Origin of the sequence: Tsukamurella strandjordii (genome assembly GCF_039525985.1) — a bacterium.
Lineage (GTDB): Bacteria > Actinomycetota > Actinomycetes > Mycobacteriales > Mycobacteriaceae > Tsukamurella > Tsukamurella strandjordii.
This window is the reverse complement of record NZ_BAAAII010000002.1, coordinates 47,008-59,154: the sequence shown is the minus strand read 5'-3', so window position 1 is coordinate 59,154 and position 12,147 is coordinate 47,008. Positions and strand designations below refer to the sequence as shown.

General features: G+C 68.0%; 13 protein-coding genes. 7 read left to right on the top strand and 6 right to left on the bottom strand.

The genetic code is table 11. The features are described from left to right. Nucleotides 1-28 precede the first annotated feature (28 nt). The 7 genes from ABD108_RS01050 to ABD108_RS01020 all read left to right on the top strand — a co-directional run bounded on the left by ABD108_RS01050 (nucleotide 29) and on the right by ABD108_RS01020 (nucleotide 5,822). On the top strand, nucleotides 29-265 hold the full coding sequence (locus ABD108_RS01050) for a hypothetical protein (RefSeq protein WP_220655968.1): 237 nt from the start codon (nucleotides 29-31) through the stop codon (nucleotides 263-265). 155 nt (nucleotides 266-420) lie between these two features. Then, the gene (locus ABD108_RS01045; protein WP_305111748.1) at nucleotides 421-1,539 is read left to right on the top strand and encodes a sulfate ABC transporter substrate-binding protein; all 1,119 of its coding nucleotides are present in this window, start codon (nucleotides 421-423) and stop codon (nucleotides 1,537-1,539) included. Further along, a complete protein-coding gene (cysT, locus tag ABD108_RS01040; protein WP_220658413.1) occupies nucleotides 1,539-2,330 on the top strand; it encodes a sulfate ABC transporter permease subunit CysT in 792 nt (263 codons plus the stop codon). Before ABD108_RS01045 ends, cysT begins: the two co-directional genes overlap by 1 nt. Next, nucleotides 2,327-3,145: a sulfate ABC transporter permease subunit CysW gene (gene cysW / locus ABD108_RS01035; RefSeq protein ID WP_220655966.1), complete on the top strand. Its 819-nt coding sequence runs from the start codon at nucleotides 2,327-2,329 to the stop codon at nucleotides 3,143-3,145. The genes cysT and cysW overlap by 4 nt, the downstream gene beginning before the upstream one ends. Then, nucleotides 3,135-4,133, top strand: a complete 999-nt coding sequence (locus ABD108_RS01030) for a sulfate/molybdate ABC transporter ATP-binding protein (RefSeq protein WP_220655965.1) — start codon at nucleotides 3,135-3,137, stop codon at nucleotides 4,131-4,133. Before cysW ends, ABD108_RS01030 begins: the two co-directional genes overlap by 11 nt. 40 nt (nucleotides 4,134-4,173) lie before the next feature. Continuing rightward, the gene (locus ABD108_RS01025) at nucleotides 4,174-5,412 is read left to right on the top strand and encodes a GNAT family N-acetyltransferase (protein WP_343929004.1); all 1,239 of its coding nucleotides are present in this window, start codon (nucleotides 4,174-4,176) and stop codon (nucleotides 5,410-5,412) included. Next, nucleotides 5,412-5,822, top strand: a complete 411-nt coding sequence (locus ABD108_RS01020) for a hypothetical protein (RefSeq protein ID WP_343929003.1) — start codon at nucleotides 5,412-5,414, stop codon at nucleotides 5,820-5,822. The genes ABD108_RS01025 and ABD108_RS01020 overlap by 1 nt, the downstream gene beginning before the upstream one ends. 27 nt (nucleotides 5,823-5,849) lie before the next feature. Here ABD108_RS01020 and ABD108_RS01015 read toward each other — a convergent pair whose 3' ends face one another. The 6 genes from ABD108_RS01015 to ABD108_RS00990 form a co-directional block, all read right to left on the bottom strand. Beyond that, the gene (locus ABD108_RS01015) at nucleotides 5,850-6,932 is read right to left on the bottom strand and encodes an MFS transporter (protein ID WP_343929002.1); all 1,083 of its coding nucleotides are present in this window, start codon (nucleotides 6,930-6,932) and stop codon (nucleotides 5,850-5,852) included. 4 nt (nucleotides 6,933-6,936) lie between these two features. Further along, nucleotides 6,937-7,194: a hypothetical protein gene (locus tag ABD108_RS01010; RefSeq protein WP_343929001.1), complete on the bottom strand. Its 258-nt coding sequence runs from the start codon at nucleotides 7,192-7,194 to the stop codon at nucleotides 6,937-6,939. Between the two features lie 186 nt (nucleotides 7,195-7,380). Further along, a complete protein-coding gene (locus ABD108_RS01005) occupies nucleotides 7,381-8,658 on the bottom strand; it encodes a sulfate adenylyltransferase subunit 1 (RefSeq protein WP_220655961.1) in 1,278 nt (425 codons plus the stop codon). Then, nucleotides 8,658-9,602 carry a sulfate adenylyltransferase subunit CysD gene (gene cysD, locus ABD108_RS01000; protein ID WP_425579753.1) on the bottom strand — a complete coding sequence of 315 codons (945 nt, stop codon included), beginning with the start codon at nucleotides 9,600-9,602 and terminating at the stop codon, nucleotides 8,658-8,660. The genes ABD108_RS01005 and cysD overlap by 1 nt, the downstream gene beginning before the upstream one ends. After that, a complete protein-coding gene (locus ABD108_RS00995; protein ID WP_343929000.1) occupies nucleotides 9,581-10,303 on the bottom strand; it encodes a phosphoadenylyl-sulfate reductase in 723 nt (240 codons plus the stop codon). Before ABD108_RS00995 ends, cysD begins: the two co-directional genes overlap by 22 nt. Continuing rightward, nucleotides 10,300-12,021 (bottom strand): nitrite/sulfite reductase, encoded by a 1,722-nt coding sequence (locus tag ABD108_RS00990; RefSeq protein ID WP_343928999.1) that lies wholly within the window; start codon nucleotides 12,019-12,021, stop codon nucleotides 10,300-10,302. Before ABD108_RS00990 ends, ABD108_RS00995 begins: the two co-directional genes overlap by 4 nt. Nucleotides 12,022-12,147: the final 126 nt, after the last annotated feature.

Genomic DNA, 12,147 nt, shown 5'->3' with positions numbered 1-12,147 from the left:
TGTGCGCGCTGGGCGCTAGGCTGGCGTGGTGAACGTGCTGGCGCAATGGGTCGATGCGGTGGAGCTGTGGCTCACCGGTCTGCCCTTCGTCCTGCAGGTTTCGCTGGTGCTGGTTGTACTCTCGATGATCGCAATGCTGGTGGTTCGCGTGCTCACCGCGCTCATCAATCGGGTGGCCGACGCGCTGCACGGCCCGCTAGAAACAGCGGACGATGAGGAAGACGCAGGTCAGGTCCCTGCGGAAGAGGAGCGAAGTGGTGTCTGACAGCGGTGGCGGGTGGCGCGCCTACGTGCCCAAATCGAAGGTCACTCTCGCGCTGATCGGGCTGCTCATCCTGTTGGTCGTCGTCTGGGCATTCACGCGCTGACCTGACTCCGTACGATTCTCGCCTGTCCAGCCCGACGACGAGAACGGCGAGCATGATCGACAAGACCCGCCGCGGCACTGCCGCGTGGTCGCATCGCGGCCGTGCCTCGAGCATCGTCGTGATCGCCCTGAGCCTGCTGCTGGCGGCGTGTGGGGGCGGCTCCACGGACGTCCCCAACGGTGCCGACATCTCCAGCGGCCGCTACCAGGTGAATCTGGTCGGCTTCGCCGCCGCCAAGCCGGCCTTCGACGTGGCCATCCCGCTGTTCCGCAAGACCAACCCCGACGTGGGGTTCTCGCAGTCCTACGGCGCCTCGGGCGACCAGAGCCGCAAGGTGGCCCGGCACGTGCCCGCCGACGTGGTGAACTTCTCGGTGCAGCCCGATGTGACCCGCGACGTCAAGGCGGGCGTGATCGACAAGACCTGGGAGAAGACCTACCCCTACGATTCCGTGCCCTTCACCTCGCTCGTGGCAGTGGTGGTGCGCCCCGGCAATCCGAAGAACATCCGGGACTGGAACGACCTGCTCAAGCCGGGCGTGGAGGTGGTCACCCCGAACCCCGCCAGCTCCGGCTCCGCGAAATGGAACCTGCTCGCCCCGTACGCCGCGCTCTCGGACGGCGGGAAGAACCCGAAGCAGGGCCTCGACTTCGTCAAGGAACTGATCCGCGATCACACCACGGTGAGCCCGGGATCCGGCCGCGACGCCACCGCCGCTTTCGACTCCGGGCAGGGTGACGTGCTGCTGAGCTACGAGAGCGAGGCCGTGCTCATGCAGCGGCAGAACAAGGCCGATGGGAAGCCGCCGGTCGAGTACTTCTTCCCGCCGCAGACCTTCCGCATCGAGCTGCCGGTGGCCGTGGTGAACACCGCGCAGGACCCCGAGGCCGCCGAGCGCTTCGTGAAGTTCCTGTTCTCGCCGGAGGCGCAGCGCGCTCTCCCGGACTCCGGCTTCCGCGCCTCCGACCCGACCGTGGCCGCCGAGACCACGGGGCTGTTCAGCGCCCAGCCGCAGCAGGTGTGGACCATCAAGCAGCTCGGCGCCGAGCTCGGCAAGGGCACCGCCGCCAAGAACAACGGCAAGGACCTCGCCGGATGGTCGGCTGTGGACGCGGCACTGTTCGGCGACAAGGGCACCATCGCGGCCGCGTACAAGACGGGGGGCAAGTGATGCGCACGATCAATCCGCTGCGCATCGGCGTGGCCTGGCTGTGGGTCTCCCTGATCGTGCTGCTGCCCATCGCGGCGATCACCGCCACCGCCTTCGACGACGGCTGGTCCGGATTCTGGGCCGCGCTCACCGCCAAGAACGCGGTCTCCACGCTGGGGATCACCATCTGGGTATCGCTGATCGTCACGCTGATCAACGTGGTGATGGGCACGATCATCGCCTGGGTGCTGGTGCGGGACGACTTCCCCGGCAAGGGCGTGGTCAATGCACTCATCGACCTGCCCTTCGCGCTGCCCACCATCGTCGCGTCCATCGTGCTGCTCTCGCTGTACGGTCCGGACAGCCCGATCGGGCTGACGCTCAACGCGACCCAACCCGCCCTGGTGATCGCGCTGGCCTTCGTGACGCTGCCCTTCGTGGTGCGGCAGGTGCAGCCGGTGCTCATCGAACTCGACCGCGAGGTGGAGGAGGCGGCCGCCTCGCTGGGCGCCCCGAACCGGGTGATCGTCCGCAAGATCATCATCCCCACCCTGCTGCCGGCGATCCTGTCCGGAGCGGGACTCGCATTCACCCGCGCGATCGGCGAATTCGGCTCCGTCGTGCTGGTGGGCGGCAACATCCCGGGCGAGACGCAGGTGGCCTCGCAGTACATCCAGCAGCAGCTCGAGGTCGACAATCAGACCGCGGCGTCGGCCGTCTCGGTGGCGCTGCTCGCCATCGCCTTCGTGCTGCTGGCCGTGATGCGGTTCTTCGGCGGGCGCAGCGCCAAGCGGGAGGAGACGGCCGAATGAGACTGTCCAGGAAGTCCGTCCTGAGCCTGCGCACGGTGGCGCTGGTGTACCTGTTCCTGCTCCTGGTGCTCCCGATCGCGATCATCCTGTACCGCTCCTTCGAGCGCGGCTTCGGCCAGTTCTGGGACTGGATCACCACCCCCGCGGCGATCTCGGCGCTGCAACTGTCGCTGCTGATCGTGGCGATCGTGGTGCCGCTCAACGTGATCTTCGGCGTGTTCACCGCCCTGGCCCTGGCTCGCGGGAAGTTCCGCGGCAAGGCGGCGCTGCAGGCCGCGGTCGATCTGCCCTTCGCGGTCTCGCCGGTGGTCGTGGGCGTCGCGCTGATCATGCTGTGGGGCGTCGGCGGGTGGTTCGGCGGCATCGAATCACTCGGCTTCCGAGTGATCTTCGGTCTCCCCGGCATGGTCCTGGCCACCGTCTTCGTGACGCTGCCCTTCGTGGTGCGCGAGGTGGAGCCCGTGCTGCACGAGATCGGCACCGAACAGGAGCAGGCCGCGGCCACCCTCGGCGCGAACGGCTGGCAGACCTTCTGGCGGATCACGCTGCCCGCCATCCGTTGGGGCCTGACCTACGGCGTGGTGCTCACCGTGGCCCGCGCGCTCGGCGAATACGGTGCGGTGCTCATGGTGTCGTCCAACTTCCCCGGCATCTCCCAGACGCTCACCCTGCTGGTGAGCTCGCGCAACCACGACGACTACAACACCTTCGGCGCGTACGCGGCGGCGACGCTGCTGATGGGCCTCGCGCTCATCACGCTCGTGGTGATGACCCTGCTCGAAGCGACCCGGCGGAGGAACCGAGATGACGATTAACGTGCGGGGCGCGAACAAGCACTACGGTGACTTCGCCGCGCTCGACGATGTGACCCTGGAGATCCCCGACGGTTCGTTGACCGCTCTGCTCGGCCCGTCGGGGTCCGGCAAGTCGACGCTGCTGCGGTCCATCGCGGGCCTGGATCGGCTCGATTCCGGGCGGGTCGAGATCAACGGTGTCGACGTGACCGATTCATCGCCGCAGCAGCGCGACATCGGCTTCGTCTTCCAGCACTACGCCGCCTTCAAGCACATGACGGTGCGGGAGAACGTGGCCTTCGGCCTGAAGATCCGCAAGCGTCCCGCCGCCGAGGTCAAGGCCAAGGTCGACGAGCTACTCGAGGTGGTGGGCCTGGCCGGCTTCCAGCAGCGGTACCCCGCCCAGCTCTCGGGCGGTCAGCGGCAGCGCATGGCGCTCGCTCGCGCGCTCGCCGTCGACCCGCAGGTGCTGCTCCTCGACGAGCCCTTCGGCGCGCTCGACGCGAAGGTGCGCGACGAGCTGCGGGCCTGGCTGCGGCGCCTGCACGACGAGGTGCACGTGACCACCGTGATCGTGACCCACGATCAGCAGGAGGCGCTCGACATCGCCGACCGCATCGCCGTGCTCAACCAGGGCCGGATCGAGCAGGTGGGTACCCCGGAGGACGTCTACGACCGTCCCGAGACGCCCTTCGTGATGTCCTTCCTCGGATCGGTCGCCAGGCTCAATGGGGTGCTGGTGCGCCCCCACGACATCCGCGTGGGCCGTACCCCCGAGCTGGCCCGGCAGGGCGAGCAGACCTCCGAGGAGGCCGGCGTGCTGCGCGCCGAGGTCGAGCGCGTGGTGTACCTCGGCTTCGAGGTGCGCGTTGAGCTGAAGAACTCGGCCACGGGGGAGCGGTTCCACGCGCAGATCACCCGCGGTGACGCCTCCGCCCTGGACCTCTCCGAGGGCGACATCGTGTACGTCCGCGCCACCCACGTCCCGGAGATCTCCTCCGCCTCGTAACCGCCGAAATCCGTTTGCGGGCGCAGGTAACGTGGGCGGTATGACCGGATCCAATGCCATCGAGTTCCAGCGTGTGACCACCCGTGAGCAGCTCGAGGGGTTCCAGCAGTGCGCTTCGATCGGCTTCCAGGCCCGGCTGCCGGACGCCGAACAGTGGCTGGAAACGGTCTCGGGACAACTCGATTCGCTCGATCACCGGATCGCGATCGACGGCGGCCGCACCGTGGGCACCTTTCTCTCCTTCGATCAGGAGCTGACCGCCGTGGGCGGCGCGACGGTGCCGGTCCGGGCCGTCTCCGCCGTCACCGTGCTGCCGACGCACCGGCGCCGCGGCATCCTCGGCACCCACATGCGCGGCTGCCTCGACGAGGCCCGCGCCAACGGTGCCGCCGCCGCAACTCTCATCGCGGCCGAGTACGCGATCTACGGCCGCTACGGCTTCGGGCAGAGCACTGAGACCGTCGACTACCGGATCTCCGTGGACCGCGCCACGCTCCCGCAGCCGCCCGTCGATCAGGTGCGATACGTGGACAGCGCGGAGTACCTGGAGGCCTCCACCTGCATCCGCGAGCTGATCGACTTCCCCGGCCGCGTCTCCAAACTCGACATCAATCTGCGTCGCACCGCGGGAGTCATCACCGGCGGTGGCCCTGATGAGACGCTGCGCGTGGTGCTTCGCCGCGGCGGAGCCGTTGCCGGAGTCCTGGCGTACACGATGGCACCGAAATGGACGGACAGCCGGCCGGACTCGACCCTGAAGGTGACCGAGCTCCTCGGTATCGACGCCGCGGCCGAGCGTGACCTGTGGGCCTTCGCGATGAGCATCGACTGGGTGATGTGGGTCGAGGCACCGCAGCGCCCACTCGACGATCTGGTGACCACCGTGCCCGCCGATCCCCGGGCGGCGCAGGTATCCAATCGCACCGACTTCCTGTGGATCCGGCCCTTCGATGTGCCCGCGCTGTTCTCCGCGCGCACGTACGCGATGCTCGATCAACTGGTGCTGGACGTGACCGACCCCGGATACGACGGTGCCGGACCCGGCCCGGCGCACGGCCGCTTCCTCATCGACGGCGCCACCGGGGAATGCACGCCCACCGACGATCCCGCGGACCTCGCCGTGGACATCGCCGACCTCGGCCGCCTCTGGCTCTCCGACGAGCCGGTGTCCCGGCGCGTGGCCATCGGTGCGATTCGTGAGCTGACCGACGGTGCGGCCGCTCGCGCCGACCGTCTGCTGGTGAGCCCGCGCCGCCCGTGGGCGGTCGAGATGTTCTGATGCGTGATCCGTCGACCTCGCCGGAGTACCTGCGAGTGGAACGTGACATGCACGTGAGCGGGCTTCACTACGAATTCGCATCGCCGAGCGCTGACCGTCTGCCATGGAAATCGATGCTCGCCCATGATTTCCCGGCCGGCGATCTATGGCTGTCACTGAAGGGAGCGGGATCCGTAGCGATCCGCTTCGCGGACGCCGGCGACGAGGAGGAGCGGACCCACCTGGTCGCGGACCAGGTTCAGGACGCCGTCCTCGACTCCGCGCAGGTCGTCAGACCCGCCCGCACGTGGCCTCGTGCCGAGCGCGGCGGGAGCCCGTTGTGGGCACGGCTGCGTGACGGCGTGGCCGTGTGGGAGAGCGTGGATGGCAGCGAGATTCACCGGGTGGGAGAGCTGCCCGCGGGACGGTAGCGGGAAACTCGGGCCGGGACGTGAGGCTCACGTCGTTGGTGCCGCCGTGGCGCTCGGGCCGGCCACCTCCCCCTCGACGAAGTCCGTCCGCGTCCCGAGCCGGTTCCACGCGAGAAGCACCGTGCCGGCGGCGATCACCGCGCACACGACGAAGGCCGCGGACACCGGCCAGGGGTCACCGCCCGTCGAGGCGACGAGTGCGGCCGCGACGGCGGGCGCAGGGCCCGCGATCAGGGCGGCGGTGGGCTCCCGGACGAGGATCACGCCGCTGAGGCGGTGCTGGGGTTCGAACAGGGTGGTGAGAATGGCGCCCTGCGTGGCGTAGAGGGTGGCGAGGCCGACCGAGATGCCCAGCACCATCACGGCGACGATCACGAACTCGTTCCCGGTTCCCAGGGCGGGGAAGACGAGGAGGCCGAACACCGCGAATACGGCGCATCCCACGAGCCACACCTGCCTGCGCCCGTACCGGTCGCCCAGATGCCCCGCGAGGGGCGTCATCCCGATCGCGCCGGTGGAAGCGACCAGATTGGCCAGCAGGCCGAAGCTAGCCGGGAGATGCAGCGTCTTGGTGATGTAGGAGAGCAGGAAGACCTGGGTGAGCGAGGAGAACGCGAGATACGGCCCGTTGATGCCGAAGCCGACCAGAATCTCCCGCCACTGGGTGCGCAGGGCCTCGACCACCGGGAAGCGGGTGATCCGGCCCTCGTCCTTGAGCTCCCGGAACTCCTCGGTCTCCATGACGCCCGTGCGAATCCAGAGGCCGACGCCCAACGTGACCACACTCATCAGGAAGGGCAGGCGCCAGCCCCAGCTCATCAGCTGATCGTCGGGGAGCAGCGAGATGAGGGCGAAGACCGCGGTGGCGATCACGATGCCCGCGAAGACGCCCATGCCGGGGAGAGAAACGCGCAGGCCGAGGCGACGCTTATCGCCGTTCTCCGCCATCATCACCAGAGATCCGACGTATTCGGCGCCGGCGCCCATGCCTTGGAGCACCCGGCAGGCGGCGAGCAGGATTGGCGCTGCGATCCCGATCGACTCGTACGTGGGCAGCAGGCCGATGGCCAACGTGGCGACGCCCATGACCAAGAGGGTGATCACCAGCATCGGCTTACGTCCGACGCGGTCGCCGAAGTGGCTGAACAGCAGCCCGCCGATTGGGGCGGCCGAAGTAGCCGATGGCGAAGGTCAGAAGAGAGCTGATGACCTGCGTCGTCGGGTCAGCGGACGGGAAGAACAGCGGCCCGAAGACCAGCGCCGCGGCGAGCCCGAACAACGTGAAATCGTAGTACTCGACGACGCTGCCGATGATGCCCGCCCAGGCGGTGCGGGTGATGTTTCGCTGACGCGACTGGCCGGATCCGGGCATGGGTGAACTCCTGCAAACGAGACGAGCTCCGGTGGACGACCGGGGCGACGCGAGGTGATCCGACAGGGAATCGGACCTGCGATCTGCGCCACACTAGTTAAACATCCGATGTATAGATCGTCGTAGGAATTCACGAAAAAGCCCGCCGCCTCCGAGCGGGAGGCGGCGGGCTCGTTGTCCGAGTGGTCAGACCAGATGCGCCAGCGCGTCGCCCACCAGGCCGGCGGCGAGCGTGTTGCCGCTCTGCGGGTCGATCAGCAGGAAGCTGCCCATCTCCCGGTTCTTGTCGTAGTCGTCGGCGACGATCGGCTCCGCTGTCTGCACCGAGATCCGGCCGATCTGGTTGAGCTCCAGACCGTCTCCCGGAGCGACCGTGAGGTTCTGCTCGTCGAAGACCGCGTCGACACCGCCGATGATGGCCTGCGTGGTCCTCGTGCCGTGCTTGAGCAACAGGCGCGCACCGATGCGCAGCGGCTTCTCCGCCAGCCAGCACACGGTGGCCTCGAACTGCTGCCGTGGCTCGGGAGCATCTGCGGCCGAGACGATCACATCGCCGCGGGAGACGTCCACATCGTCGGCGAGGATCACCGTGACGCTGCGCCCGGTGTGGGCGGAAGCGAGCTCACCGTCGGGCGTATCGATCCGCTCGACCCGGCTGCGCGTTCCCGCGGGGAGCACCAGCACCTCGTCGCCCACGTCCACGGTGCCCGCGGCCACCTGTCCGGCGTACCCGCGGTAGTCGGGGTACTCGGGCGTGCGCGGCCGGATCACGTACTGCACCGGGAACCGGAACCCGATGGGTTTGATGTCCGGATCGGTCGGGATCGACTCCAGGTGCTCGATCAGCGACGGACCGTCGTAGTACGGCGTCTGGTCCGATCGGGAGGCCACGTTGTCGCCGTGCAGCGCCGACACCGGAATCGCGTGGACCGCATCGTCGGCCCAGCCCAACGAGCCGGTCAGCGCGCGGAACTCGGCCGAGATCTCCTGGAAGACCGCGGCCGGGTCTTCGACGAGGTCGATCTTGTTCACCGCCAGAACCAGGCGCGGCACGCCCAGCAGCGACAGCACGGCGGCGTGCCGACGGGTCTGCTCGATGACGCCCTTGCGCGCATCGGTCAGCAGGATGACGACCTGCGCGGTGGACGCGCCGGACACGGTGTTCCGGGTGTACTGCACGTGGCCGGGGGTGTCGGCCAGGATGAAGGACCGGTTGGGCGTCGCGAAGTAGCGGTAGGCCACGTCGATGGTGATGCCCTGCTCGCGCTCGGCGCGCAGGCCGTCGACCAGCAGCGACAGATCAGGAGTGTCGAGACCCTTGTCGACCGACGCGCGCGTCACGGCGTCGATCTGGTCGGCCAGCACCGACTTCGTGTCGTACAGCAGACGGCCCACCAGCGTGGACTTGCCGTCGTCGACCGAACCGGCGGTGGCCAGGCGGAGGAGTGCGGGGGCGCTGCTCATCAGAAGTAGCCCTCTTTCTTGCGGTCTTCCATCGCGGCCTCGGAGACCCGGTCGTCGCCGCGGGTGGCGCCGCGCTCGGTGAGCCGCGACGCCGCGACCTCGGCCATGATCTGCTCGTTGTTCGCCGCGGTCGAGAGGATCGCGCCGGTGGTGGAACCGTCACCCACCGTGCGGTACCGCACCGACAGGGTCTGGACGTCTTCGCCCTCGCGGGGGCCGCCCCACACGCCCGAGGTCATCCACATGCCGTCGCGGTCGTACACCTCGCGCTCGTGCGCGTAGTAGATCGAAGCCAGCTCGATGTCCTCACGGGCGATGTAGCGCCAGATGTCGAGCTCGGTGAAATTGCTGATCGGGAACACCCGCACGTGCTCGCCCGGTGCGTGCCGGCCGTTGTACAGATTCCACAGTTCGGGACGCTGACGCTTCGGATCCCACTGGCCGAAGGCGTTGCGCAGGCTGAAGATCCGCTCCTTGGCGCGGGCCCGCTCCTCGTCGCGGCGGCCACCGCCGAAGACGGCATCGAACTTGTTCTCAGTGATCGCATCGAGCAGCGGCACCGTCTGCAGCGGGTTGCGGATGCCGTCGGCCCGCTCCTCCAGCCGGCCGTCGGCCAGGTAGTCCTCGACCTTGGCCACGTGCAGGCGCAGGTTGTACTTCTCGACCATGCGGTCGCGGAAGTCCAACACCTCGGGCAGGTTGTGGCCGGTGTCCACGTGCAGCAGCGCGAAGGGCAGCGGCGCCGGCCAGAAGGCCTTGACCGCGAGGTGCAGCAGCACCGTCGAATCCTTGCCGCCGGAGAACAGGATCACCGGGCGCTCGAACTCGCCCGCTACCTCGCGGAAGATGTGAATGGCCTCGGACTCGAGCGCGTCGAGGGTGCTGAACTCCGCAGTCGTGGCCGGAGGGTTCTCGGAAATGGTCATGAGGCGTGGAGTCCGCATTCTGTCTTGGTCGAACCGGCCCAGCGGCCGCTTCGAGGATCGGAACCGGGGGCTGGCTTCTTCGTGCAGGGCTGGCAGCCGATCGACGGGTAGCCCTCGTCGACGAGAGGGTTCACCAGAACGCCGTTCTCGGCGATGAACCGCTCCATGTCCTCATCGGACCAGTCGACGATCGGATTCACCTTGAGCAGGCCGAAGCCCTCGTCGAAGGAGATGAACGGAGCGTTCGCGCGCGTCGGCGACTCCACCCGGCGGATGCCGGTGACCCACGCGCGGTAGCCGCTCAGCGTCTCCCGCAGCGGCACCACCTTGCGCAGGTTGCAGCACTGCGCGGGATCGGAGGCGAACAGGTCCTTCCCAAGCAGCGCATCCTGCTCGCCCACGCTGTGCTCGGGCGTCACGTTCAGCAGCTCCACGTCGTAGATCGCCTCGACCGCATCGCGCATGCCGATGGTCTCGGGGAAGTGGTAGCCGGTGTCCAGGAACAGCACCTTCGGCCGGTCCTGGACCTGCTTCGCGAGGTGCACCAGCACGCCGTCCTGCATGTTGGAGGCCACCACGAAGTCCTCGCCGAAGGTGTCCAGCGTCCATCGCAGCAGGGTGAGCGCGTCGGCGCCCTCCAGTTCCGTCGAGGCGCGCTCCGCGAGCTCGCGCAGTTCGTCGGCGGTCGCGCCGGTCAAGGGATTCGACGGGGCAGTCATCGCAAGTCCTCCTCAGCGGCCCGGAGCGTCCACTGCGCGAAGCGCTCATCGCCCTCACGCTGTGCCACGAAGTTCCGCACCACTCGCTCGATGTAGTCCCCGAGCTCCGTCGACAGCACCTTGTGCTGGCGCAGCTTGCGGCCGAACCCGCTGTCGAGCCCGAGGCTTCCACCAAGGTGAACCTGAAAGCCCTCGACTTGATTCCCCTCGTGATCGTCCACGAGCTGTCCCTTGAAGCCGATATCGGCGATCTGGGACCGCCCGCACGAGTTCGGGCAGCCGTTGATGTTCACCGTGATCGGGACGTCCAGCTGGGCGTTGATATCGGCCAGCCGCTCCTCCAGATCGGGAACCAGCACCTGCGACCGCTTGCGGGTCTCGACGAAGGACAGCTTGCAGAACTCGATACCACTGCAGGCCAACAGGTTCCGTCGCCAGTGCGAGGGGCGGCCGTGCAGTCCCAACGGCTTCAGTTCATCGATCAGCGAATCGACCTGATCATCGGGGACGTCCAACACGATGAGCTTCTGGTACGGCGTGAACGAGGCCCGGTCCGAGCCCACCCGCTCCATCGCCGCGGAGACCTTGGTCAGCACCGATCCCGAAACACGGCCCGCGATCGGGGTGAAGCCGACGGCGTTGAGCCCGTTGCGCAGCTTCTGCACCCCGATGTGGTCGATCGGGCGCTCGGGCTTCTCGGGGGCGGGACCGTCGATCAGCTTGCGGCCCAGGTACTCGGTTTCGAGGACCTCACGAAACTTCTCGATGCCCCAGTCCTTGATGAGGAACTTCAACCGCGCCTTCGCACGGAGCCGGCGGTAGCCGTAGTCGCGGAAGATCGAGACCACGCCCTCCCACACATCGGGCACCTCGTCGAGGGGGATCCAGGCACCCACGCGCTGGGCGAGCATGGGGTTCGTGGAAAGGCCGCCGCCCACCCACAGGTCCAGGCCGGGGCCGTGCTCCGGATGCACGACGCCCACGAAGGCCACATCGTTGATCTCGTGCACCACGTCCTGCTGGCCCGAGATGGCGGTCTTGAACTTGCGCGGCAGGTTGGAGTACTTCGGGTCGCCGATGTAGCGGCGCACGATCTCGTCGATCGCGGGCGATGGGTCGAGCACCTCGCCGAAGGACTCGCCGGCCAGGGGTGAACCGAGCACCACGCGCGGGCAATCACCGCAGGCCTCGGTGGTCTTCAGGCCCACCGCTTCGAGTCGCTTCCAGATCTCGGGAACGTTCTCGATCTCGATCCAGTGGTACTGCACGTTCTCCCGGTCGGAGAGATCGGCCGTATCGCGGGCGAACTCGGTGGAGATCTCGCCGAGTGTCCGCATCTGCTCGGCATTGAGCTTCCCGCCGTCGCACCGCACCCGCATCATGAAGTACGGGGCCTCGAGCAGGTCGATGTTCTCGTCACCGGTGTAGGTGCCGTCGTAGCCCTGCTCGCGCTGGGTGTACAGGCCCCACCAGCGCATCCGGCCGCGCAGATCCGACTTGTCGATCGAGTCGAAACCCTGCTTGGAGTAGATGTTCTCGATCCGGGCCCGCACGTTGAGCGGGTTGTCGTCCTTCTTGGTCTGCTCGTTCGCATTCAGCGGTTCGCGGTAGCCCAGCTTCCACTGGCCCTCGGACTTCCGCTGTACCGGGCGCTTGCGAGCGGGCCGCGCGGCAGCGGCCTCAGCGGAGGAAACGGGGGCGTCGGCAGTCGACGTCATGGAGACTCCTGGGATTCACGAAGATGGCGCGCCGGGCTGTGGCGCAAGAGCGGTGCGGCGCGCAGAAACGCCGGAATCAGGCCTGACAGCTGCTGCTGCAGACCCGCAGGTAATCAATGTGCCGGC